Below are 23,549 nucleotides of genomic sequence, written 5' to 3'. Positions count from 1 at the left end.
CCGCTCCGGTTCGGGTGTCGCCACCTGCCTCAGTGGCCGAGCAGGTCCGCGACTGCGTCGGCGAACAGGCCGGTGTGCAGCTCCACGTCGGCGGCCTCGGTCGCCGGGCACATCAGCGCCATGTTGTGGAACGGCGTGAGCAGCACGCCGCGATTGGCCAGGTACAGGTGCAGATACTCGTCCAGGTCGGGGTCAGCGGCTGCCGCGGACTCGTTGCCGGTGCGGGGCGTGGGCGAGGTGAACCGGTACTCCGCGCGGGCGCCGAGTCGGCTGACCGACCACGGCAGCCGGTGCCGGTCGATGGTCGCCTGGACCCCCGCCGTGTACCGGGCCGCCAGCTCGATCATCGACCCGAACGCCTGCTCGGTCAGCACCTCGGACAGGGTGGCCCGCATCGCGGCGGTCGACAGGGCATTGCCCGCCAGGGTGCCGCCGACGCCGCCCACGTCCTCGATGTCGGCAGCCCCGGAGCGGGTGTGCTCGGCGACCCGGGCGCCGACCTGCGCGGTGATCCCGTACGCGCCGCACGCGATCCCGCCGCCGATCGACTTGCCGACCACCACGATGTCAGGCTGCAGCCGCTCGGTCCCGGTCATCCCGCCGGGACCGGCCGACAGCGTGTGCGTCTCGTCGATCAGCAGCAGCGCGCCGTGCTCGGTGGCCAGCCGGCGCAACCCGTCCAAGAATCCCGGCTCGGGCAGCACGATGCCGATATTGGTCAGCGCGGGTTCGGTGACGATCACCGCGACGTCGCCGTGCTCGAGCTCGGCCCGCACCGACGCCAGGTCATTGAAGTGGGCGACCCGGGTGGTGCTGACCGGGTCGACCGCCGGGCCGACGTTTCCCGGCCGCGACCGGACGGCGCCGGTCTCGTCGAGAATCACGAAGGTCTCATCGACGCTGCCGTGGTAGCAGTAGGAGAAGACCAGGATCTTGCTCCGCCCGGTGACCAGCCGGGCCAGCCTGATCGCCCAGCGGTTGGCATCGGTGGCCGACAGCGAGAACGACCAGAGCGGCAGGCCGAATCGCCGGGCCAACTCGGCGGCGACCCATTCGGCGTCCTCGGTCGGCAGCATGGCGGTGATACCGCCCTGCTCCACGGCCCGGCGGCTGATCGCCGCTGTCACGGCGGGTGCTGAGTGCCCGGCCATCGCTCCGGTGTCGCCGAGGGCGAAGTCGGCATAGCGGTGGCCGTCGACGTCGGTCACCGTCGCTCCGGCGGCAGTGTCGAGGTAGAGCGGAAAGCCCCCGGACCACTTGCTCATCCAGGTCATCGGCACCCGGCCGATCAGGTGGCCGGCCTGGCGGAACAGGGCCAGCGACGCCGGGTGGCTGTCGACGTAGCGCTCCCGCTCGCGCGCGATCAGCCGGTGCAGCCGGTCGCGAGGCATCGCCGGCTGATCACCCGGTGGACCGTCAGGGGCGGCCATGCTGCCTCCAGACGATCGCGGAGCTCCGGGCCATCGCGGGACTCCGGGCCATCGCGGGACTCCGGACCATCGCGGGACTCCAGGCCATCGCAAAGGCTCCCGGGCCTAGGCCGGTCCGTCGAGCGCCGGGACGATCCGGCCGCGGACCTCCGAGATGCCGATCCGGGCTCCGTCCGGTCCCGGAGCGGTGGCCGTCATCACGATCTCGTCCCCGTCGGACAGGTAGCTGCGCTGCGAGCCGTCGGCGAGTGCGAACGGCCGGCTGCCGCCCCAGCTCAACTCCAGCAGGCTGCCCAGCTGGTCGGGCTCCGGACCGCTGACGGTGCCCGAGCCGTACAGGTCGCCGGGCCGCAGCGAAGCGCCGTTGACGGTCATGTGCGCCATCATCTGCGCGGCCGTCCAGTACATGGTCGCGAACGGCGGCCGCGAGATGAGCTCGCCGTTCAGGCGCACCTCGATGCTGAGGTCCAGGTTCCACGAGTCGCCGGTGTCGTCCAGGTACGGCAGCGGCGCCGGGTCGCGCGGCACGGCCGGCACCCGGGCAGTCTGCAGCGCGGCGAGCGGGGTGATCCAGGCCGAGATCGAGGTGGCGAACGACTTGCCCAGGAACGGGCCCAGCGGCACGTACTCCCAGGCCTGGATGTCACGGGCGGACCAGTCGTTGAGCAGCACCACCCCGAAGACGTGCCGGTCGAAGTCCGCGATCGGCACCGGCTGGCCCTGCGACGAGCCGGGGCCCACTACGAAGCCGACCTCAGCCTCGATGTCCAGGCGCTGGGACGGCCCGAACTCAACCCCGTCACCGGCCTGGCGCTGCCCCAGCGGGCGGCGGACCTCGGTGCCCGAGACCACCACCGTGCCGGCCCGGCCGTGGTAGCCCACCGGCAGGTGCTTCCAGTTCGGCAGCAGCGACTCGGCGTCGGGACGAAAGATCCGGCCCACGTTGCGGGCGTGGTTCTCCGAGGCGTAGAAGTCGACGTAGTCGGCCACCGAGAACGGCAGCACGGTCGGCAGGCCGGCCAGCGGCCGCAGCAGCGGCTCGAGCTGGCCACGATAGGTCTCGTCGATCAGCCAGGTGGTGACCGCGGTCCGCACGTCCAGCCAGCTGTCCGGGCCGGCGGCCAGGAAGGCGTCCAGGTTCGGCCCGGCGAACAGGTCGGCGTGCTCGGGCAGCAGCGCCTGGACCGCCGGGCGCAACAGCAGCGCCGAGCCGCCGATCCGGACGGCCGGCTGCGGCTGGCCGTCGATGAGCACGACGCCGTAGGGCAGCGTGGAAATGCCGAACGGATCGTCGGCAGCTAGGCCCAGCCAGTCGGTCATTCGGCGATCACCAGTTTCAGGTCGATCAGGTCGGTCAGGGGTTCGAGGATGCTGCAGCTGCCGATCGAGGCGAACTGGGTCCGCACGTCGGCGACCTCGGCGGGGGAGAGGGTACGGGCTCGCTCGGCCAGCGCGGCGGCGTCCCGGTCGGCGAGCAGCTCGGCGGGCGCGGCGCGGCCCGTCTGGGCGGCGTGCACCGCGAGCAGGACGTTGACGAAGCCGTGATGGGACCAGCCGGTCGCCGGATCGTCATGAGCCACCGCGTTGTGCAGCCCCGCGGTGCACTTGAACCGGACGCCGGCGGCGACCGCCGCCTGCAGAGCGGCGCCGAGCGGCCCGGCCGCGGGGAAGGCGGCGGCCGTGGCGCCCCCGGTGCGCAGCTTCAGCCCGAGGCCCGCGGCCCGCAGCTGCGCCGCGAGGTCGGTGGTCACCTCGGCGACCGGGACCTCGGCGAACACGTCGATCCCTCCTCGCGCGGCCCGCCCCAGCTCATCGAGCGCCCCGGGCAGCTCGGCAGCGGAGACCGGCAGCTCCACCGCCCCGAGCCGCAGCTGGGGGCGTTCTCCGGCCGCGGCCAGCGCGGCAGCAAGCCCGTCCGGCCCGCCGGGAACCGTCATCGAGATCTCCGGCGAACCCAGGCCCGCCGCTGCCAGCGCTGCGTCGAGCTCGGGCAGCCGTCCGGCCGGGCAGACGAACCGGGCGACCAGGCCGGCGTACCAGCCCTGGCGGTAGCCGGCATGGCCGCGGACGGCGTCCGGCATCGCGGCATTGCCCGGCGGGAACAGGGCGGCGTCGTCGAACAAGCCGCTAAACAAGGGCGACAAAGGCGGAATTCCGCTCACCCGCGACCGCCGGACCAGCTCCAGGCGTAGCGGCCGTCGTCAGCGGCCTGGCCGCCCTCGCCCAGCTCCAGCGGCCGGAACGTGTCCACCATGACCGCCAGCTCGTCGAAGGCCTCGGCGCCGATGCTGCGCTCGTAGGCGCCCGGCTGCGGGCCGTGCGAGTGGCCGCCCGGGTGCAGCGAGATCGAGCCCGGGCCGATGCCCGAGCCCTTGCGGGCCTCGTAGTCCCCGGCCACGTAGAACATCACCTCGTCGGAGTCGACGTTGGAGTGGTAGTACGGCACCGGGATCGACAGCGGGTGGTAGTCGACCTTGCGGGGCACGAAGTTGCAGATCACGAAGTTGTCGGCCTCGAAGACCTGGTGCACCGGCGGCGGCTGGTGCACCCGTCCGGTGATCGGCTCGAAGTCGGCGATGTTGAACGCGTACGGGTACAGGCAGCCGTCCCAGCCGACCACGTCCAGCGGGTGGTGGGCGTTGACGTGCACGGTGCCGCCGATGCCGCCGGGGGCGGTCGGGTCGCGGTGCTTGACGTACACCGGGACGTCGCTGCCCTCGCCGAACAGCGGCTCGGTCGGGCCGCGCAGGTCCCGCTCGCAGTACGGGGCGTGCTCGAGCAGCTGGCCGAACCGCGACAGGTAGCGCTTGGGCGGGGTGATGTGGGAGTTGGCCTCGATGCAGTACAGCCGCACCGGCTGGTCGCCGGTGGGCAGCCAACGGTGGGTGGTGCCGCGCGGGATGATCAGGTAGTCGCCGGGACCGACCTCCATCGCTCCGAACACGGTCTCGACCCGCGCGGCCCCGGTCTGGACGAACACGCACTCGTCACCCACCGCGTTGCGGTAGAACGGCGAGGCCTTGCCGGCCAGCACGTAGCTGATCCGGACGTCGGCGTTGGCCAGCACCAGCCGCCGGCCGGTCACCGCGTCGATGTCGGCCGCGGTGTCGTCGTCGAACAGCGCCGGCAGCACCAGGTGCCGGGGCAGCAGCGGGCGGTTGGGGATCCGGCGCTGGTCGGGCAGCCGCCACTCGCAGGCATCGGTGATCGCGGACGGGATGTTGCGGTGGTAGAGCAGCGAGGAGTCGGAGGAGAAGCCCTCCTCGCCCATCAGCTCCTCGAAGTAGAGGTTGCCGGCCGGGTCCCGGTGCTGGGTGTGCCGCTTGTGCGGAACCGTGCCCACGCTGCGGTAGTGCGCCATCTGATCGACTCCCTTGTCGCTGCTCCAGTGCACCTACAGACGTTATCGCCCGGCGCCGATCACGGCAGCGTCGAGATCTTGCCGCTGACGTCGGGGTCCGGGCGGGCATCGGGCCCGATCTCGGTCCGGCCGCCGATGTAGAGCCAGCCCAGCAGCTGCTCGGTATCGCCGACCCCGATCAGCTGCCGGACCTGGGGCAGCTCGACCGCTGGCCCGGACCGCCACATGGCCGTCCAGCCAGCTTCGAACAGCACCAGCTGCAGCGTGCTGATCAACGCGGCGGTGGCCGCCAGCTGCTCCCAGGCGGGCACCTTGGGATGCTGGACGGGGGAGGCGATGATGCTGAGCAGCAGCGGGGCGCGCAGCGCCTTGGCCGCCGTCCGGGCCGCTTCGGGACTGCCCGGCGGATCGCCGAAGCCGGTTGCCAGCGCTGCCCCGAGCCGTTCCCGGTCGCTGCCGCGCAGGCTCACCAGCCGCCATGGCCGCAGGCTGGCATGGTCCGGGCTGTGGGCGGCCAGCGCCAGGTACTCGTAGAGGTCGGCGTCAGTGGGAGCAGCGCCGGTGACCGGAGCCGTGCTGCGCCGGAGCCGGATCGCGTCGATCAGTTCCATCGATGTCCCCTGCTCAGTCCTCTGTGCGCACCCGGCCGGTGCCCGACTCGCTGATTCTCACCCGGCCGGCGCGGAAGTCGACTGGTTCCCACCCGGCTGAGAGCAACGCCACGCCCGCCGGTGAGCACGGTGGAGATGAGTGCCGCAGACAGCGGCTGGCTACGCTGGCCTCGTGAGCGACGACCCGGTGCCGGCCTTCCGACCCGACCTGCGCGGCCCGGACGCCGACCTGCTGCGGCACGTGCTCGGCCACTACCCGACCGGCGTGGCGGTGATCACCGCGCACACCGAGCACGGCCCGGTGGGCATGGCGATGAACTCCTTCACCTCGCTGTCCCTGCATCCGCCGCTGGTGCTGTTCTGCCCGGCGACGTCGTCGACCACCTGGCCGGCGCTGCGCGCGGTCGGCCGGGTCGCGATCAACGTCCTGTCGGCGGGGCAGGAGGCGGTCAGCCGCAAGTTCGCCGCCAAGGCCGTGGACCGGTTCAGCGAGGCGTCCTGGTCGGTCGGGGAGAACGGGGCGCCGCTGCTGCACGACGCGCTGGGATGGCTGGAGTGCACCGTCCAGAGTGAGTCGGCGGCCGGTGACCACACCGTGGTGATCGCCGAGATCGAGCGGATGAACGTGCACTGGGAGATCACCGAGCCGCTGGTGTTCTTCCGCGGCCGGTACTACCAGGGCATGACCGCGGCCATGGAGTCGACCGAGCCTGTTGGAACAGCAGAGCCCGTCGAAACAGCAGAGCCCGTCAAAACAGCAGAGCCCATCGAAACAGCAGGGCCGGTCCCAACAGCAGAGCCGGTCGGGTCAGTGGAGAACGTCCGCTGACTCCTCCAGCGCGTCCATCGCGCTGTGGATCCGCGGGACTGACACCGGATAGGCGGTGCCCAGCTTCTGGGCGAACAGGCTGACCCGCAGCTCCTCGATCATCCAGCGCAGTTCCGCAAGGCCCGGCACATCCTCACCCAGCTTCGCCCGGAGCTCAGCCAGGTCCCGCAGCACCACCTCGACCTGGGCCTGCCGGTCGCGGTCGCGCGCCAGGTTGCCGGGCGCGTCGGTGAGCCGCTGCGCCATCGCCCGCAGGTAGCGCCGCAGCTGCGGCAGCTGAACGGCGCCGGTGTCGGTGACGAAGCCCGGGTAGATCAGGCTGTCCAGGTGCGCGCGGACGTCGGCGGCCACCGGCTTGAGCGGCGCGGCGACGGTGTCGAGCAGCACCTCCACCTCCTGCGCCGCGGCCATCGCCTTCTCCACGGTCGCCACGATCCCGGCGGCGGTGGCCGGCAGCTCGGCAGCCACCTGCCTGCGCAGCTCGGCGAAGCCGGCCCGGTCCCAGCGCGGGCCACCGGCCGCGGCCATCAGCTGGTCCACCGCCGCGGCGACGCAGTCGGCCAGCAGCGCCGCGGGCGAGCCGTGCGGCGCCCGGCTCAGGGTCAGCCGCTGGTGCAGGCTCAGGCCGCGGATCAGCTGCTTGACCGGTGAGGGCGTCGTGTTGATCAGCAGCTGCCGGGTGCCGGCCGCCATCTGGCGCCGCTGCTTGGCCTCGGTGTCGAACACCCGGATCGAGACCTGGCCGTCCTCGGCTGTCAGCGCCGGATAGCCGGTGACGGGGTAGCCGGCCACCTCCCGCCGTACCGAGCGGGGCAGCGAGTCGAAGTCCCAGTCGGCCAGCCGGTCGCGGGCCAGGTCGGCGGTCACGCTCTCCAGGGTCGCGGTGACGGCCGGGGCGAACCGGGCCTGCAGCTCGGCCAGGTCCTTGCTCTGCCCGAGCACCCGGCCCTGCTCGTCGAGCACCTGGTACGTCGGGCGCAGGTGCTCGGGCAGCTTGTCCAGGTCCCAGGCATCCTCGGCGATGTCGACCCCGCGCAGCTCGCGCAGCTCCGCGCTCAGCACCTTGGTCAGCCGGGCCGCTCCGAGATCCTCGGGCAGCGCCGACACCAGCGCCGCCGCGGTGTCGGGCACCGGGACCACCGAGCGCCGCAGGTGCTTGGGCAGCGTCCGCAGCATCGCCGCCACCAGCTCGGTGCGCAGCCCCGGCACCTGCCAGTCCAGGCCGGCGGCGGTGGCCTCGTTCAGCACCGGCAGCGGCACCCCGACCGTGACGCCGTCGGTGACCGCGCCCGGCTCGAAGCGGTAGCTCAGCTCCAGCTCGAAGTCGCCGGAGGTCCAGCGGTCGGGGAACTGCTCGGCCGAGATGCCCTCGGCGCCGGGACGGACCAGCTGGCTGGTGGACAGGTCGAGCAGGTCGGGCTGGCGGTGCCGGGCCTTCTTCCACCAGGCGTCGAAGTGCCGGCCGGACACCACCGAGGCCGGGATCCGCTGGTCGTAGAAGGCGAAGACCGACTCGTCGTCGACCAGGATGTCGCGCCTGCGGGCCCGGTTCTCCAGGTCCTGCACCTCGGCCACCAGCGCCCGGTTGGCGGCGAAGAAATGGTGCCGGGTCTGCCAGTCGCCCTCGACCAGGGCGTGCCTGATGAACAGCTCCCGGCACAGCGGGGGATCGACGGCCGCGTAGCCGACCTTGCGGGCGACCACCAGCGGCACGCCGTACAGGGTGACCCGCTCGAAGGCCATCACCGCGCCCTGGTTGCGCTCCCAGTGCGGCTCGCTGTACGTGCGCCTGACCAGGTGCGGGGCCAGCTCTTCGGCCCACTCGGGCTTGATGCCGGCGTTCACCCGAGCCCACAGCCGGGACGTCTCCACCAGCTCGGCCGCCATCACGTACGTCGGCTGCTTCTTGAACAGCGCCGAGCCCGGGAAGATCGCGAACCGGGCGTTGCGGGCGCCGAGGTAGTCCCGGTGGGCGGTGTCCTTCAGGCCGACGTGGGACAGCAGGCCCGACAGCAGGCTGCGGTGCACCTGCTCCGGATCGGCCGGCTGGTCACCGATCCGCACGCCCATCGTCTTGACGATCTGGCGCAGCTGGCCGAACAGGTCCTGCCACTCCCGGATCCGCAGGTAGGACAGGTACTCCGTCCGGCACATCCGGCGGAACTGGCTGGACGACAGCTGCTCCTGCTGCTCGCGGACGTGCCGCCACAGGGTGAGATAACTGGCGAAGTCCGACGTCGGGTCGGCGAACCGGGCGTGCTGCTGGTCGGCTGCCTGCTGGTGCTCGGCCGGGCGCTCCCGCGGGTCCTGGATGGACAGCGCCGCGGCCAGCACCAGCACGTCGCGCACGCAGCCGCGCCGGTCGGCCTCGATGATCATGCGCGCCAGCCGCGGGTCCACCGGCAGCTGGGCGATCCGCCGGCCCAGCTCGGTGAGCCTCGGCTGGGACGGCGCCGACTTCCGGGCCGGCTGGGTTCCCGCCGACCGCGTCCCGTCCGGCTCCGGCGCGGTCGCCTGCAGCGCGCCGAGCTCGGTCAGCAAACCGATGCCGTCGGCGATCTGGCGGGCGTCCGGCGGGTCGAGGAAGCCGAACCGCTCCACCGCGCCCAGCTCCAGCGAGGCCATCTGCAGGATCACCGAGGCCAGGTTGGTCCGCAGGATCTCCGGGTCGGTGAACTCGGGCCGTCCGAGGAAGTCCTCCTCCGAGTACAGCCGGATGCAGATGCCCTCGGAGGTCCGCCCGCACCGGCCGGCCCGCTGGGTGGCCGATGCCCGGGAGATGGCCTCGATCGGCAGCAGCTGGACCTTGGTGCGATGGCTGTAGCGCGAGATCCGGGCGGTGCCCGCGTCGATCACGTACTTGATGCCGGGCACCGTCAGCGACGTCTCGGCGACGTTGGTGGCCAGCACCACCCGCCGGCCGCGGTGGCCGGCGAACACCCGGTGCTGCTCGGCGGCCGAGAGCCGGGCGTACAGCGGCAGCACCTCGGTGCCGGGCAGCTTCATCGCGTTGATCGCGTCCGCGGTGTCACGGATCTCCCGCTCTCCGGACAGGAACACCAGGACGTCCCCGGCCGGCTCGGCGGCCAGCTCCGCGAGGGCGTCGCAGATGGCCGTGACCTGGTCGCGGTCCTCCTTGGAGCCCGCAGTCCCGTCCTCGACGTCCGGATCGACGATCGGCCGGTACCTGATCTCGACCGGGTAGCTGCGGCCGGACACCTCGAGAACCGGGGCATCGTCGAAGTACTCGGCGAAGCGCTGCGGGTCGATGGTGGCCGAGGTGATGATCAGCTTCAGGTCGGGACGGCGCGGCAGCAGCTGCTTGAGATAGCCCAGCAGGAAGTCGATGTTGAGGCTGCGCTCGTGGGCCTCGTCGAGAATGATCGTGTCGTACTGGCGCAGCATCCGGTCCCGCTGGATCTCGGCGAGCAGGATGCCGTCGGTCATCAGCTTGATCAGGCTGGTGTCGCTGACCCGGTCGGTGAACCGGACCGCGAACCCGACGGCCTGCCCGACCTCGGTGCCCAATTCGTCGGCGACCCGTTCGGCGACCGCCCGGGCGGCGATCCGGCGGGGTTGGGTGTGCCCGATCATGCCCTTGACGCCGCGGCCGAGCTCCAGGCACAGCTTGGGGAGCTGGGTGGTCTTGCCGGACCCGGTCTCGCCTGCCACCACGACCACCTGGTGCTCGGCGATCGCCGCCAGCAGGTCGTCCCGGCGCTGGCTGACCGGAAGGTCGGCGGGGTAGCTGATCGAGGGGACGGCGGCCCGGCGCTGGGCCAGCCGGTGCTCGGCGCGCTCCAGGTCGGCGGTCAGCGCCGCCAGCCGGGCGGGATCGGAGCCCGCGTCGGTCAGCCGGCGGCCCAGCTGGTGGGAGTCCCGGGGGCCCAGCTCGCCGATCCGGCGGGCCAGCTCGCGGGCCTGCTCGGAGCGGGTCTGGTCGGAGCGGGCCTGGTTGGAGCGGGCCTGGTCGGAGCGGGCCTGGCCGGAGCGGACCTGGTCGGAGCGGGCCTGGTTAGAGCGGGCCTGGTCGGAACCGGCCGGCCGGCGGGATGACCGGGACCGCCGCGACCGGGATGACCGGGGCGGCTCGGACGGCTGGGCAGGCGAGGACATGTGCCTTCCAGGGTAGTGCCGGCCACCGTCGAGTTTCGGGCCGCCGATCGGTCAGGCCGGACAAGTGGCACTGAAAGGGGAGCCAAGGACGCCAAGGCCGGGCAGCCGCCGGCGGGCTTTCCGTCGGCCTTCCCGCTGCCGGCCGGCATGGTCGTCACGTCCGCTGAGGATCGCGGCGCGGGCGGCCTGGTGATCAGCGGCGTGACCGCCACCGGCTTCAAGGACGTGTTGAAGGGGCTGCAGACCGACCTGTCGGCCAAGGGCTTCACGCCCAAGAACGGCGAGTCCGAGCCGCACGACGCCGAGTCCGACTGGTCCTCGACCGAGTTCGACGGCCGGTGGGCGATCCGCGAGCTGTCCCAGTGCGGCAATCAGACCCTGGTGTCGGTGGTCGCCCGCAAGAAGTGATCTAGGTTTTGCGCGCAACGCGCTATATACGGTGCCGCCGGCGGTTCCAGCCGGCGGCACCGTCCATTTCTGGGCCGGTCCCAGGCGACTGTGATGCTCAGCGGGCGCTAGGGCGACCCGGGAGCATGACAGTCCGATGTCACTGGCGCTTCATCGGCCGCGTGTGTGGTTAGCCAAGTGAGGCATGCTGCGGACTGTCGCCCCTAGACCCTTCGCCCGGCGAACCTCCGCTAGAACCGTCAGATCGCAGCCAAGATCGTTTGTGCCAGACAAGACGGCGTTGCGGATGGCTCGATTGCCGTCCTGATGTATCCGTGCCGCTCCGCCGCACTCCCCCTAGCTAGCCACATGCGGTCCAGACGCTTAGGCAACATGCCCCTGCGCCGGGCTGGCCGCGAGGAGGACAAATGACCGAACACGAGGGCGAACGCGAGCTTCCTGCCGACGAGCTGGTGAAGCTGCGGCAGTCGCTGCACCTGCTGCTTGCCGAGAACCCGAACTACTTCGGCAACCTGAGCGAATCCGGATTCGAGCCCATCTCCAAGATCGTCACCAACGTCTCGTTCGAGCAGGCGACGTGTCTCGGGCTCAACCCGGACGTCGACGTGCTCGAAGCGACCGTGCAGATCAAGCTGCCGTTCGGCTATGGCGGCGATCTCTGCAGCCCCGGCAGCACCGAGTGGGTTCGCTTCTACATCTCCTACGACGAAGGCGCGACCTGGTCCGATGTCGGCCTCGGATCGTTCAATGCCCACGACCTCCCGGACTCGATCGACTGCGGCAAGCAGAAGACCAAACCACTGATCTACACGGTGGCGTTTCCGCTCAGCGAGCCGCTGCGCAGACGATGCGCCCGTCCGGTCCTACCGCTCGTGCGGGCGATCTTGTCCTGGCAGGTCATGCCGCCGGCCGGGCAGCCGAACTGGCTACCGGTCTGGGGCAACCGGATCGAGCACCACGTACAGATCAAGCCCCGACCGCTGATCCTGCGAGATGTGATCGAACAGCTCGAGGTCGATCTGGCGGTCCTGCCGAAGTATCTGCAGGCGGTGCTCCCGCAGCCCATTCCCGAGCCGGACCCGGCTCCCTTCTCCCTTGCCGACGCGGTGAAGGTTGCCCGTGCGGACAAGATTCCGGCGCACCGGTTCGCCACCCCGATGCTGGCCGACGCTGTCGCTGAGACATCGCTGTCGCAGCAGAAACTGCTGGCTACGATCGCCGAACTGAAGGACCTGGACATCGACTGGGCGGAGCTGTTCAAGCAGTACACGTCCAATCAAGGCGATAGCACCTATGAGCAGCTGAACTGCCTCGGCCTCGACTACAACCGCGACTTGCTGGTCGGAACCCTTCAGGTCAAGCTGCCGAGCGGCTTCTCCGGCCCGCCATGCGCTCCCGGCTCGGTCGAGTACGTCTCGTTCTGGGTGGACTACGACAACACCTGCCGGTGGACCTACCTCGACACCGCCAAGGTGCTGGTGCACGACTACAACCCGCTGCCCGCTGACGGTCTGCACTACTGGGTGGGTGTGCCCGCGAAGACGGCTGACCACGCGGGGTCCTGCGAGGAGCCCAGGGTCGGGCGAATCCGCGCGGTGCTGTCGTGGAATACCCCGCCCTCGACCACCGATCCCTATCTGATGCCGCGGTGGGGGAACGCGATCGAGACCCACATCGAGATCCCGCCCCGACGTCCCGTTTCGAACAATCCCGAGATCCGTGCGCTGGGCCGCATTCCGGTCCAGTCGATCGACGCCAACGGGCTCACTCTCGCCGGGGCGGGCGTGAAGTTCATCGAGTTCGGCTCGGCGGCCGATTTCCTCGACCGGGCCTGCCCATTCGGTGGCGCCGTCACCGTGCACGCCTACACCAACGACGCGTTCGCGGCGGCCGGCTACTCCTACCGGGCGATGTGGCGTCCGGCTGGCACGTTCGGTCCGGGAAACCCGGTGACGGACCCCTTCGTGACGGGCTTCTTCCCGGTGGTGACCCGCAACCCCGATCCGGTGACCGGCTACACCCCCTACCTGCCGACCGTGCTGAACCCGATGGGTCAGCTCGCCGCATGGCGTACCCGGAATGCGGTGGTGGACGGGACGTATGAGATCAGGCTGGAGATGGTCGATGCGTCGCTCACCCTGCTCGGGGCCACCGGGTGGTTCCCGATCCGGGTCGACAACACCGCGCCGACGGCGGATCTGACGCTCAGCAGCGGCACGCCCTGCAACAAGGCCACACCTGGCGATCTCGTGCAGGGCACGTTCGTCGCGACCGATCCGTACTTCGGCTCGTACTCACTCGACACACTGCCGGCGAGCCTGAATCCGCCTGCACCGGCGCACGTTCCGCTGTCGACCACGTCACCGGTCACCACCGGCGCCTGGTCGCTGCAGACGGACGGCACCTGGGCGCAGTGCGGCTACGTCGTGCAGCTGTGGGTCTATGACCGCTCGATCGTCGACAGCTGGCCGAATGCCCACAACCTCGGCTATGACGATGTCGGGTTCTGCCTGGGGCTGTAGCCACGATCACAGTCCGCAGCGGAGCGGGTGTCGCGCACGTCACGGCACCTGCTCCGCTGCGGATCACCCCGCTGCGCGGCTGACGCAATCTGACGACGGGGCGGTAACCAGGGTCGGTGGGTAGTCAGCACCGTCTCCGCCGAGCGCAGCAGGTATGCGTTGTTCGACATCGGCCTGACCGCGTTACCTGCCTCTACCCGTTCCGCCCCGGCTGCCTGGACCCTCATACTGACCTTCAGCGCTGAGGCGGGGAGGTCGGCAGGTGGACCAGCCTCGGTTCCTGGCCGCGGTGCCGGCGCTGGCGGTCTCCGACGAGCGGCGGGCGGTGGCGTTCCTGCAGGACGCGCTGGGCTTCGTGGAGCTGACGCACGAGGGCCGTGGGCTGGGCATCCTGCGGCGGGATGAGGTCGAGCTACACGTCTGGGTGGCCGACGGCAGCGCCCCGGGCGCCGAACGCCACCTGGCCGGCACCGTCTCCTGCCGCATCGAGGTGACCGGCATCGACGAGCTCTACCGGCACTGCCAAGCGGTTGGCGTGGCCCACCCCAACGGGCCGTTGAGCGAGAAGCCCTGGGGAACGCGGGAGTTCGCCGTCCTGGACCCGGACAACAACCTGATCACCCTCTATGAACGGCCGGCACGGGCATGACAATCCGCCCCGGCGGGCTGGATCGTCGGCCGGGCCGCGCTGATCTGCGGCGTTCTCGGCCTGGTGGCGGGCTTCGTCCGCGGCCTGTTTCACCTTCGATGACACCTGGCCACCGGCACGATATGACCTACTGTTCGACCCTTTCTATCTCCAGATCCACTGAGCCAGAATTATTGAGGTACGCGAACCAGAAATCGTTAGCAAAGCACAGCAATTCGCCGTCACGCCTCGGGGTGACTGAGCAAGCCCGTCCGATCACGAACTTCCTTCGGCGGTCCGAGTCAACGGCACCGATGAGCGCAAACCAGTTTGCCTGCCGCACGCGGCGTGTCCATTCGATAACTCGAAGGATCCGACTTGCGATCTTGTTGGGATAGTCACGGCTTGCATAGCCCTCGGGGCCACACGTCATCGCCAGGTCGGTCCACGCTCCGCTCGCGGTGAGCCGGTAGGTACAGCCAGCGCGCATCCGAACACCCGTTCGTACCCATCGTTTCGTGGAATCGATCTTCATCCGAGTCACCTCAGTGTCTAACCGGACGCGGCAATCGCCAGGGGGCAGGCCCGCGTCAGCCGCCCGAATAACGGATCATGAAGTCGCGGTCGGTGTCGCGTCCGCCTTCAGGATCTCGTGCGACGTTCGTGTCCTTGCTCTCTGTGGTGTCTTCCACTCTCACGCGCTCAGGCAGCCGCTTGAACCGCTGCGAGTCCGCTGCCGGCTCGATGGCGTCTGGTTCTTCCTCAGTCGCATCCATGCTCGGAGTATGCGCCTCCTCCAGCCGCCCAACGCACCCGTTGTCGAAGGCCAGCGGCTGCCGGCTTCGGCAAGAGGGGACGGGGGGAGCTGTGGGCCGCACCACTGCACACGCCGCGATGAGCTCCGATCCCGCTGCGTCGGTCCACACTGGATGCATGGTTGAGGTAGATCCCGCCCGCTTCGAGGCGATGGTCGGTGAAGCGCTGGACGGGTTGCCCCCCGAGCTGGGCCGGCTGATGCGCAACGTGGCGATCGTCGTCGAGCACGACCCCGGCCCGCCGGACTTGCTGGGGCTCTACCGCGGAATCCCGCTGACCGAACGCACCAGCCAGTACTCCGGCGCGTTGCCCGACCAGATCACCATCTACCACCAAGCGATCTGCTCCATCTGCGGCACGGAGGCCGAGGTCGTGGAGGAGGTACGCCGGACGGTGATCCACGAAGTCGGCCACCACTTCGGCATCGACGACGATCGCCTGCACGAGCTGGGCTGGTGAGCTTGCACGAGCTGGGCTGGTGAGGCGGCGCAGCATCAGTGAGTCGGCGCAGCGTCAGTGAGTCGGCGCAGCGTCAGTGGGGCGGCGCAGCGTCAGCGCCGAATCCGGCCTCACCAGCCGCGGGCGCGCCACTCCTCCAGGTGCGGCCGCTCGGCGCCCAGGGTCGAGTCGTTGCCGTGGCCGGGATAGAACCACACCTCGTCGTCGTAAGCGTCGAAGATCCGCTGCTCCAGGTCGTCCATCAGCGAGGTGAAGTCAGCGGGCGACGTGGTCCGCCCCGGCCCGCCGGGGAACAGCGAGTCGCCGGTGAACAGGTGCCCCGAGCCGTCCGGGTCGCGGTAGTACAGCGCCACCGATCCCGGAGTGTGGCCCCGCAAAACAATCACGGAAAGCTCGGCGTCGCCGACGTGCACGCAGTCGCCGTGCTCCAGCCGCCGGCCGGTCGGCACCGGGATGCCCTCCGCATCGGAAGCCCCGGCCAGCGTCCGGGCGCCGGTCTGGGCCACCACGGCGGCCAAGCCCTGCCAGTGGTCGGCGTGCCGGTGGGTGGTGAGCACCGCCTCCGCCGCCGGGCCGCCCAGCCGGGCCAGCTCCAGCAGCCGCTGCGGCTCCGCGGCGGCGTCGATCAGCAGAGCCTGCCCGCTGGCCCGGCAACGCAGCAGGTATGCGTTGTTCGACATCGGCCCGACCGCCAGCTTGGCGATGCTCAGCCCGGTCAGCTCGCGGACATCGACCGGGCCACCCACCGAAACCTCACCCGTGTAGGTCATTCTCGGATCACCGGGAGCTCCTCAGTAATGGGATCGGTCAGCACCCGCACGGACGCGTCCGGCAGCTTCGACAGCACGGTCTTGACGTAGTCCTCCACCGCGGCCTGCCGCCCGACGTCCCGGCCGAGCTGCTCGGACATCAGCCACCGGTGCTCGGCGATCTCCCAGAACAGCTCCGCGTCCGGCAGCCGCCGGCGCAGCTCCGGCGGCACCATCGAAAGCACCCCGTAGAACTTCTCGTCCAGCCACTTGCGCGCCGCCAGGTCCTCGGGGATGTCGTGCTCGACACCCTCGATCCATTTTGCGCGGAACCTGGCCAGGTCCGACAGGATCTGCCGTGCCTGGTTCTCCTGCACCCGCAGCCCGGTCAGGGCGTACACCCGGCGCTGGTGGTGCCCGGGCTCCACGATGTGGGTCTCGAACCGCAGCTTGCTGCCGGCGTCCTCGGTCCGGATGCCGATCTCGGAGACGTCGAAGCCGAGCGAGTTCAGCCGCCGGACCCGTTCCTCGATGCGGTAGCTCTCGGTGGTGGGGTAGATCTCGTCGTCGGTGAGCTCGGCCCACAGCTGGTCATAGCGCGGCTGCAGGCCCTGGGCCGTCTCGATCGGGTCGTCGTCGGCGGAGAGGTAGCCACCGGCCTGCAGGTCCATCAGCTCGCCGGCGATGTTCTCGGTGGCGATGGTCAGGTCGTGCCACCGCTGGCCCCGGGACAGCTGCGGGTGGCTCTCGCCGGTCTCGGCGTCCACCAGGTAGGCCGCCAGCGCGCCGGCGTCGCGCCGGAACAGCGTGTTCGACAGCGAGCAGTCGCCCCAGAAGAACCCGGTCAGGTGCAGCCGGACGAACAGCTGGGCCAGCGCGTCGAGCAGCCGGGACCGCAGGTCGGGCAGCGACCGCTCGGTGAACAGCGACCGGTACGGCAGCGAGTAGGGCAGGTGCTTGGTGATCAGCAGCCCGTCGAGGCGGTGGCCCTCGTGATCGCTGCGGTCCACCACCGTGCCGAAGGCATCGACCACCGGCACCGAGGCCAAGGCCAGCTCGCGCAGCAGGTGATGCTCGCGCATCACGTAGCGCTCGGTGGCCTCCTTGATCGCGTAGATCTGGTTGTGCGCCCGGATGAAGCGCACCACGTGCCGGGAGATGCCACGCGGGACCTGCACCAGCCGGGGGTCGTTCCACTCCTCCAGCGGCTTGTCGAAGGGCAGATCGAGAAGCTCGGTCGCCGTCCCGAGCGTGGTGATCGTGTAGTTGCCCATGACACCCTGAAGCGTAGTGCCGGACGACACCGTCGAAGCGTAGTGCCGAACGCCGGGCGCTACGGTGTGCCTCATGGCTGTGCGTCCCCTGGAAGACATCGTCGAAGCCGGCTGGGCCAGGGCGCTGCAGCCGGTGGCTGCCGAGATCCGGGCGATGGGGGACTTCCTGCGGGCAGAGCTCGCCGCGGGCCGGTCCTACCTGCCGGCCGGCGAGAACGTCCTGCGCGCCTTCAGCCAGCCCTTCGACGAGGTGCGGGTGCTGATCGTGGGCCAGGACCCGTACCCGACGCCGGGGCACCCGGTCGGCCTGTCGTTCTCGGTCGCCCCGGACGTGCAGCCGGTGCCGCGCTCGCTGCAGAACATCTACCGCGAGCTGCGCGACGACCTGGACGTGCCGATCCCGTCGAACGGCGACCTGACGCCGTGGACCAAGCAGGGCGTGCTGCTGCTCAACCGGGTGCTGACGGTGGAGCCGGGCAAGTCCGGCTCGCACGCCGGCAAGGGCTGGGAACGGGTCACCGACCAGGCCGTGCGGGCGCTGGCCGCCCGGGACCAGCCGCTGGTGGCGATCCTGTGGGGACGGCAGGCGCAGTCGCTGGAGCCGCTGCTGGAGGACGCCTTCTGCCTGAAGTCGGTGCACCCGTCACCGCTGTCGGCCAGCGGCGGGTTCTTCGGCTCCCGCCCGTTCAGCCGGGCCAACGCGCTGCTGGCCGAGCACGGCGGCGAGCCGGTCGACTGGCGGCTGGACTGACCGACCCGCGGTTCGGTGTCGCAGCGGGAATGCCGGCGGCCCGTCCAGCGCTGACATAACGGGCCGATCGGCGGCAACCGGCCACTGGCAGCGCCGATGTCGTATCCCGCTATTACTCTTCCAGTGCGAGCCGCTTCCAGGTTGGTGACGGCCACCGCTTCGAGTACGTCGAGCCCCTGCACGTCAACCCTGCACCCAAGTCCCGCAAGATCCCCTGAAGCCGAGCACCACCGCCTGCTGACCAGAAAGAAGACTGTGGCTGACCGTCTGATCGTCCGTGGCGCCCGCGAGCACAACCTCAAGGACGTCCACCTGGACCTGCCCCGGGACGCGATGATCGTGTTCACCGGGCTGTCCGGCTCGGGCAAGTCCTCGCTCGCCTTCGACACCATCTTCGCCGAGGGCCAGCGCCGGTACGTCGAGTCGCTGTCGGCCTACGCCCGGCAGTTCCTGGGCCAGATGGACAAGCCGGACGTCGACTTCATCGAGGGCCTGTCGCCGGCGGTCTCGATCGACCAGAAGTCCACCTCGCGCAACCCGCGGTCCACCGTCGGCACCATCACCGAGGTCTATGACTACCTGCGGCTGCTCTACGCCCGGATCGGGCACCCGCACTGCCCGATCTGCGGCGAGCCGATCAGCAAGCAGACCCCGCAGCAGATCGTCGACCGCATCCTGGAAATGGAACCCGGTACTCGTTTTCAAGTGCTGGCACCGGTGATCCGGGAGCGCAAGGGCGAGTACGTCGACCTGTTCGCCGACCTGCAGACCAAGGGCTACTCCCGGGTCCGGGTGGACGGCACCAACTACCCGCTCACCGAGCCGCCGACCCTGAAGAAGCAGGAGAAGCACACCATCGAGGTGGTGGTGGACCGGCTGACCGCCAAGGCCACCAGCAAGCAGCGGATCACCGACTCGGTGGAGACCGCGCTGGGGCTGGCCGGCGGCATGGTGATCCTGGACTTCGTCGACCTGCCCGACGACGACCCGCACCGCGAGCGCCGGTTCTCCGAGCGGCTGGCCTGCCCGAACGAGCACCCGCTGGCGATCGACGAGCTGGAGCCCCGGGTCTTCTCGTTCAACGCCCCGTTCGGCGCCTGCCCCGCCTGCACCGGCATCGGCACCCGCAAGGAGGTCGACCCGGAGCTGGTGGTGCCCGACCCGTCCCAGTCCCTGGCCGGCGGCGCCGTCGCCCCGTGGGCCAACGGCCAGAACAACGACTACTTCCTGCGGCTGCTCGAAGGCCTGGCCGCCCAGCTCGGCTTCAGCGTGCAGAGCCGGTGGGACCGGCTGCCGGCCCGGGCCCAGAAGGCGGTGCTGCACGGCAGCCCGGAGCAGGTCCACGTCCGGTACAAGAACCGGTACGGCCGCGAGCGCTCGTACTACGCCAGCTACGAGGGCGTGGTGCCGTGGCTGGAGCGCCGGCATGCCGAGACCGACAGCGACTGGAGCCGGGAGAAGTACGAGGGCTTCATGCGCGAGGTGGACTGCCCGACCTGCGGCGGCACCCGGCTCAAGCCCGAGGTGCTGGCGGTCACGGTGGCCGGCAAGTCCATCGCCGAGGTCTGCGCGCTGTCGATCGGCGAGGCGGCGAAGTTCCTGGCCGGCCTGCGGCTGACCGAGCGCGAGGAGATGATCGCCGTCCGGGTGGTCAAGGAGGTCAACTCCCGGCTCGGCTTCCTGGTCGACGTCGGCCTGGACTACCTGTCGCTGAACCGGGCCGCGGCCACCCTGGCCGGCGGCGAGGCGCAGCGGATCCGGTTGGCCACCCAGATCGGGGCCGGCCTGGTGGGGGTGCTCTACGTCCTGGACGAGCCCTCGATCGGCCTGCACCAGCGTGACAACCGCCGGCTGATCGACACCCTGATCCGGCTGCGCAACCTCGGCAACACCCTGATCGTGGTCGAGCACGACGAGGACACCATCCGGGCCGCGGACTGGATCGTCGACATCGGGCCGCAGGCCGGCGAGCACGGCGGCCAGGTGGTGGTGTCGGGCACCTACGACGACCTCGTCTCCTGCCCGGGCTCGATCACCGGCAGCTACCTGGCCGGCCGCCGGGCGATCGAGGTGCCGGTGATCCGCCGGCCGGTCACCAGCGGCCGTGAGCTGGTGGTCGAGGGCGCCCGCGAGCACAACCTGCGCAACATCGACGTCCGGTTCCCGCTCGGGGTGTTCGTCGCCGTGACCGGCGTGTCCGGCTCGGGCAAGTCCACGCTGGTCAACGACATCCTGTACTCAACGCTGGCGAACAAGATCAACGGCGCGAAGATGCCGCCCGGACGGCACCGGCGGATCACCGGCCTGGAGCAGCTGGACAAGGTGGTCGGCGTCGACCAGTCGCCGATCGGGCGCACCCCGCGGTCCAACCCGGCGACCTACACCGGGGTCTTCGACAACATCCGCAAGCTGTTCTCCGAGACCACCGAGGCGAAGGTCCGCGGCTACCAGCAGGGCCGGTTCTCCTTCAACGTCAAGGGCGGCCGGTGCGAGAACTGCGCCGGCGACGGCACCATCAAGATCGAGATGAACTTCCTGCCGGACGTCTACGTCCCGTGCGAGGTGTGCAAGGGCGCCCGGTACAACCGGGAGACCCTGGAGGTGCACTACAAGGGCAAGACCATCTCCGAGGTGCTGGACATGCCGATCGAGGAGGCGGCCGAGTTCTTCCGGCCGATCTCCAAGATCGCCCGGCACCTGGAGACCCTGGTGGACGTCGGGCTCGGCTACGTCCGGCTCGGGCAGCCGGCGCCGACCCTGTCCGGCGGCGAGGCGCAGCGGGTGAAGCTGGCCAGCGAGCTGCAGAAGCGCTCCACCGGCCGCACCATCTACGTGCTCGACGAGCCGACCACCGGCCTGCACTTCGAGGACGTCTCCAAGCTGCTGGGCGTGCTGCACTCCCTGGTCGACAAGGGCAACTCGGTGATGGTGATCGAGCACAACCTCGATGTCATCAAGACCGCCGACTGGGTGATCGACATGGGGCCCGAGGGCGGCTCGGGCGGCGGCCGGGTGATCGCCGAGGGCGCTCCGGAGGACGTGGCCCGGGTCTCCGGCTCCTACACCGGGCAGTTCCTGGCCGAGATCCTCGCCGACCGGCTGGAAGCCGAGGCCGGGGCGAAGCGGACCGCTACGTCCGCCGGGCCGGCCCGCAAGGTGCGCCAGCCGGTCGCAGCGGCAGTCGGGTCCCCGGCGAAGCAGGCGGTGGCGAAGGCCAAGGCTGCCGTGACCAAGCCTGCCGCCGTGACCAAGACTGCCGCCGTGGCCAAGCCTGCTGCCGCGACCAGGACTGCCCGAGCGGTCAAGGCAACCAGCGCCGCCAAGAGCAGCACGGTCAAGGCAACCAGCACGGTCAGGACCGCCAGCGCGACCAAGGCAACCAGCACGGCCAAGGCGACTTCGAGCACCCGGACGGCCCGCCCGAAGACCGCCCTCCGGCCGCCGAGCGCCGACGGCTTCTGAGCGCCGTCCTGCCCCCTGGCTCACTAGGCTTGTCCCGTGGCTGACCCGTCCTCATACCGTCCGGCTCCGGGCACGATTCCGGTCGAACCCGGCGTGTACCGGTTCCGCGATGCCACCGGCCGCGTCGTCTACGTGGGCAAGGCGAAGAGCCTGCGTTCCCGGCTGAACTCCTATTTCGCCGACATCAGCGCCCTGCACCCGCGTACCCGGCAGATGGTCACCACGGCTGCCAGCGTCGAGTGGACCATCGTCACCACCGAGGTCGAGGCGCTGCAGCTGGAATACAACTGGATCAAGGAGTTCGATCCCCGGTTCAACGTCCGCTACCGCGACGACAAGTCCTACCCGTCGCTGGCGGTGACCCTGAACGAGGAGTTCCCGCGGCTGCAGGTGATGCGCGGGCCGAAGAAGCCCGGGGTCCGGTACTTCGGCCCGTACGCCCACGCCTGGGCGATCCGCGAGACCCTCGACCTGCTGCTGCGGGTGTTTCCGGCCCGCACCTGCTCCACCGGGGTGTTCAAGCGGGCCGGCCAGATCGGCCGGCCCTGCCTGCTCGGCTACATCGGCAAGTGCAGCGCGCCGTGCGTCGGACGGGTCAGCGCCGCCGAGCACCGGGCGATCGTCGAGGACTTCTGCGACTTCCTGGCCGGCAAGACCGACACCATGATCCGCCGGCTGGAACGCCAGATGGCCGAGGCCAGCAACAACCTCGAGTTCGAGCGGGCCGCCCGGCTGCGCGATGACCTCGGCGCGCTGCGCCGGTCCATGGAGAAGCAGGCGGTGGTGCTGACCGACGGCGCCGACGCCGACGTGGTCGCCTTCGCCACCGACGAGCTGTCGGCGGCCGTCCAGGTCTTCCACGTCCGGGGCGGGCGGGTCCGGGGCCAGCGGGGCTGGGTGGTCGACTCGACCGGCGCGCTGGACGAGGAGGCATCCATCGGCGAGCTGGTGGAGCAGTTCGCGCTGCAGTTCTACGGTCAGGAGGATGCCGTCGTGCCGCGCGAGGTGCTGGTGCCCCAGCTGCCCGAGGACCACGAGGCGTTGGCGGAGCTGCTCAGCGAGCGGCGCGGCAGCCGGGTGTCGCTGCGGGTGCCCCAGCGCGGCGACAAGCGCGCCCTGATGCAGACCGTGGAGCGCAACGCGCAGCAGGCGTTCCTGCAGTACAAGCTGCGCCGGTCCAGTGACCTGACCGCGCGCTCGCAGGCGCTGGCCGAGCTGCAGGACGCCCTCGGCATGCCCGACGCCCCCTTGCGGATCGAGTGCTTCGACATCAGCCACGTCCAGGGCACCAACGTGGTGGCCAGCATGGTGGTGTTCGAGGACGGCCTGGCGCGCAAGAGCGAGTACCGGCGGTTCACCATGCAGAGCACCGGCGGCGACACCGACTGGATCGCCGAGGTGATCCGGCGCCGGTTCGCCCGGCAGCTGCAGGAGCAGGCCGCCGAGCTGGCCGCCGCCGCCTCGGACTGGGAGAGCGGGGCCGCGCCGAAGCCGGTCAAGCGGTTCGCCTACCCGCCGAACCTGGTGGTGGTCGACGGCGGCGCGCCCCAGGTGGCGGCCGCCCAGAACGTCCTGGTCGAGCTCGGCATCACCGACGTGACGCTGGTGGGCCTGGCCAAGCGGCTGGAGGAGGTGTGGGTGCCCGAGGACGACTTCCCGGTGATCCTGCCGCGCGCCTCCGAGGCGCTGTACCTGCTCCAGCGGGTCCGCGACGAGGCGCACCGGTTCGCCATCACCTTCCACCGGCAGAAGCGGTCGAAGTCGATGACCGAGTCCGAGCTGATCGGCATCGCCGGCCTGGGCCCGGCCCGTCGCAAGGCGCTGCTGACCCGGTTCGGCTCGCTGCGGAAACTGCGCGCGGCCTCGGTGGACGAGATCGCCGAGGTGCCCGGCTTCGGGCCGGAGCTGGCCCAGCGGGTGGCCGACGCGGTGGCCGCCAGCGCCGCGAACCGCGAGCCTGCGGTCAACATGACCACCGGCGAGGTACTCAGTTAGCTGTATTGACCACAGACGTTGGTGACGCTGTTCGGCATGGCGTCGTGACATGAGGAAGACCTCCGAGTGAGGTGTGGAGCTGTCTAGGAACCGCTCCTCTACCCGGAGGTCTTCGTGTCCCACGCTAATGCTTTGCTC

General features: G+C 70.4%; 17 protein-coding genes and 1 pseudogene. 8 read left to right on the top strand and 10 right to left on the bottom strand.

From position 1 onward, the window contains the following. Positions 1-29 precede the first annotated feature (29 nt). From VF612_RS01540 to VF612_RS01520, 5 genes are all read right to left on the bottom strand, one after another. Positions 30-1,430 (bottom strand): transaminase, encoded by a 1,401-nt coding sequence (locus VF612_RS01540; RefSeq protein ID WP_408658086.1) that lies wholly within the window; start codon positions 1,428-1,430, stop codon positions 30-32. Between the two features lie 105 nt (positions 1,431-1,535). Beyond that, positions 1,536-2,750 carry a fumarylacetoacetase gene (fahA, locus tag VF612_RS01535; RefSeq protein WP_408658085.1) on the bottom strand — a complete coding sequence of 405 codons (1,215 nt, stop codon included), beginning with the start codon at positions 2,748-2,750 and terminating at the stop codon, positions 1,536-1,538. Continuing rightward, positions 2,747-3,574 (bottom strand): hypothetical protein, encoded by an 828-nt coding sequence (locus tag VF612_RS01530; RefSeq protein ID WP_408658084.1) that lies wholly within the window; start codon positions 3,572-3,574, stop codon positions 2,747-2,749. The genes fahA and VF612_RS01530 overlap by 4 nt, the downstream gene beginning before the upstream one ends. Positions 3,575-3,588: 14 nt before the next feature. Next, on the bottom strand, positions 3,589-4,791 hold the full coding sequence (locus tag VF612_RS01525) for a homogentisate 1,2-dioxygenase (RefSeq protein WP_408658120.1): 1,203 nt from the start codon (positions 4,789-4,791) through the stop codon (positions 3,589-3,591). 59 nt (positions 4,792-4,850) lie between these two features. Further along, entirely contained in the window at positions 4,851-5,402 is a 552-nt protein-coding gene (locus tag VF612_RS01520) for a nitroreductase family protein (RefSeq protein ID WP_408658083.1), read from the bottom strand. Between the two features lie 172 nt (positions 5,403-5,574). Here VF612_RS01520 and VF612_RS01515 point away from each other — a divergent pair, with 172 nt between their 5' ends. Continuing rightward, positions 5,575-6,231, top strand: coding sequence for a flavin reductase family protein (locus VF612_RS01515; protein WP_408658082.1), 657 nt, complete (start codon positions 5,575-5,577; stop codon positions 6,229-6,231). On the opposite strand, the gene hrpA is transcribed toward VF612_RS01515, so the two are convergent. Continuing rightward, positions 6,211-10,347, bottom strand: a complete 4,137-nt coding sequence (gene hrpA, locus VF612_RS01510) for an ATP-dependent RNA helicase HrpA (protein WP_408658081.1) — start codon at positions 10,345-10,347, stop codon at positions 6,211-6,213. The genes VF612_RS01515 and hrpA overlap by 21 nt on opposite strands. On the opposite strand from hrpA, the gene VF612_RS01505 reads away from it, so the two are divergent. From VF612_RS01505 to VF612_RS01495, 3 genes are all read left to right on the top strand, one after another. Then, complete coding sequence (locus VF612_RS01505; protein ID WP_408658080.1) at positions 10,348-10,755, top strand: hypothetical protein; 408 nt, start codon at positions 10,348-10,350, stop codon at positions 10,753-10,755. It begins immediately after the preceding gene. Between the two features lie 407 nt (positions 10,756-11,162). Further along, entirely contained in the window at positions 11,163-13,277 is a 2,115-nt protein-coding gene (locus VF612_RS01500; RefSeq protein WP_408658079.1) for a hypothetical protein, read from the top strand. A gap of 262 nt (positions 13,278-13,539) precedes the next feature. Then, the gene (locus VF612_RS01495; protein WP_408658078.1) at positions 13,540-13,926 is read left to right on the top strand and encodes a bleomycin resistance protein; all 387 of its coding nucleotides are present in this window, start codon (positions 13,540-13,542) and stop codon (positions 13,924-13,926) included. A 127-nt stretch (positions 13,927-14,053) separates the two neighbouring features. On the opposite strand, the gene VF612_RS01490 is transcribed toward VF612_RS01495, so the two are convergent. Together VF612_RS01490 and VF612_RS01485 are read right to left on the bottom strand one after the other, a co-directional pair. Continuing rightward, positions 14,054-14,440, bottom strand: coding sequence for a hypothetical protein (locus VF612_RS01490; RefSeq protein ID WP_408658077.1), 387 nt, complete (start codon positions 14,438-14,440; stop codon positions 14,054-14,056). 55 nt (positions 14,441-14,495) lie between these two features. Then, complete coding sequence (locus tag VF612_RS01485) at positions 14,496-14,681, bottom strand: hypothetical protein (protein ID WP_408658076.1); 186 nt, start codon at positions 14,679-14,681, stop codon at positions 14,496-14,498. A gap of 157 nt (positions 14,682-14,838) precedes the next feature. On the opposite strand from VF612_RS01485, the gene VF612_RS01480 reads away from it, so the two are divergent. Continuing rightward, complete coding sequence (locus VF612_RS01480; RefSeq protein ID WP_408658075.1) at positions 14,839-15,180, top strand: metallopeptidase family protein; 342 nt, start codon at positions 14,839-14,841, stop codon at positions 15,178-15,180. Positions 15,181-15,290: 110 nt separating this feature from the next. Here VF612_RS01480 and VF612_RS01475 read toward each other — a convergent pair whose 3' ends face one another. Both VF612_RS01475 and VF612_RS01470 read right to left on the bottom strand, forming a co-directional pair. After that, the gene (locus VF612_RS01475) at positions 15,291-15,950 is read right to left on the bottom strand and encodes an MBL fold metallo-hydrolase (protein ID WP_408658074.1); all 660 of its coding nucleotides are present in this window, start codon (positions 15,948-15,950) and stop codon (positions 15,291-15,293) included. Beyond that, the gene (locus VF612_RS01470; protein WP_408658073.1) at positions 15,947-17,203 is read right to left on the bottom strand and encodes a DUF4032 domain-containing protein; all 1,257 of its coding nucleotides are present in this window, start codon (positions 17,201-17,203) and stop codon (positions 15,947-15,949) included. The genes VF612_RS01475 and VF612_RS01470 overlap by 4 nt, the downstream gene beginning before the upstream one ends. A gap of 73 nt (positions 17,204-17,276) precedes the next feature. Here VF612_RS01470 and VF612_RS01465 point away from each other — a divergent pair, with 73 nt between their 5' ends. The 3 genes and pseudogenes from VF612_RS01465 (at position 17,277) to uvrC (ending at position 23,411) form a co-directional block, all read left to right on the top strand. After that, positions 17,277-17,954: a uracil-DNA glycosylase gene (locus VF612_RS01465; RefSeq protein WP_408658072.1), complete on the top strand. Its 678-nt coding sequence runs from the start codon at positions 17,277-17,279 to the stop codon at positions 17,952-17,954. 255 nt (positions 17,955-18,209) lie between these two features. Beyond that, positions 18,210-21,173, top strand: a pseudogene (gene uvrA / locus VF612_RS01460) (excinuclease ABC subunit UvrA); the annotation flags it as partial. 279 nt (positions 21,174-21,452) lie between these two features. After that, positions 21,453-23,411, top strand: a complete 1,959-nt coding sequence (gene uvrC / locus VF612_RS01455) for an excinuclease ABC subunit UvrC (RefSeq protein WP_408658071.1) — start codon at positions 21,453-21,455, stop codon at positions 23,409-23,411. The last annotated feature ends 138 nt before the right edge of the window (positions 23,412-23,549 follow it).

It is taken from the genome of Jatrophihabitans sp., assembly GCF_036388195.1.
Lineage (GTDB): Bacteria > Actinomycetota > Actinomycetes > Mycobacteriales > Jatrophihabitantaceae > Jatrophihabitans_A.
Note: the sequence above shows the minus strand (reverse complement) of the source record. Positions and strands in the feature narration are given on the sequence as shown.

Excerpts from the sequence above, each read along its gene's own strand:
- hrpA (WP_408658081.1), bottom strand. The coding sequence starts at position 10,347 with ATGTCCTCGCCTGCCCAGCCGTCCGAGCCGCCCCGGTCATCCCGGTCG.
- VF612_RS01500 (WP_408658079.1), top strand. The coding sequence starts at position 11,163 with ATGACCGAACACGAGGGCGAACGCGAGCTTCCTGCCGACGAGCTGGTG.
- VF612_RS01465 (WP_408658072.1), top strand. The coding sequence starts at position 17,277 with ATGGCTGTGCGTCCCCTGGAAGACATCGTCGAAGCCGGCTGGGCCAGG.
- VF612_RS01525 (WP_408658120.1), bottom strand. The coding sequence starts at position 4,791 with ATGGCGCACTACCGCAGCGTGGGCACGGTTCCGCACAAGCGGCACACC.
- fahA (WP_408658085.1), bottom strand. The coding sequence starts at position 2,750 with ATGACCGACTGGCTGGGCCTAGCTGCCGACGATCCGTTCGGCATTTCC.
- VF612_RS01470 (WP_408658073.1), bottom strand. The coding sequence starts at position 17,203 with ATGGGCAACTACACGATCACCACGCTCGGGACGGCGACCGAGCTTCTC.
- VF612_RS01520 (WP_408658083.1), bottom strand. The coding sequence starts at position 5,402 with ATGGAACTGATCGACGCGATCCGGCTCCGGCGCAGCACGGCTCCGGTC.
- VF612_RS01485 (WP_408658076.1), bottom strand. The coding sequence starts at position 14,681 with ATGGATGCGACTGAGGAAGAACCAGACGCCATCGAGCCGGCAGCGGAC.
- VF612_RS01540 (WP_408658086.1), bottom strand. The coding sequence starts at position 1,430 with ATGGCCGCCCCTGACGGTCCACCGGGTGATCAGCCGGCGATGCCTCGC.
- VF612_RS01490 (WP_408658077.1), bottom strand. The coding sequence starts at position 14,440 with ATGAAGATCGATTCCACGAAACGATGGGTACGAACGGGTGTTCGGATG.
- VF612_RS01475 (WP_408658074.1), bottom strand. The coding sequence starts at position 15,950 with ATGACCTACACGGGTGAGGTTTCGGTGGGTGGCCCGGTCGATGTCCGC.
- VF612_RS01480 (WP_408658075.1), top strand. The coding sequence starts at position 14,839 with ATGGTTGAGGTAGATCCCGCCCGCTTCGAGGCGATGGTCGGTGAAGCG.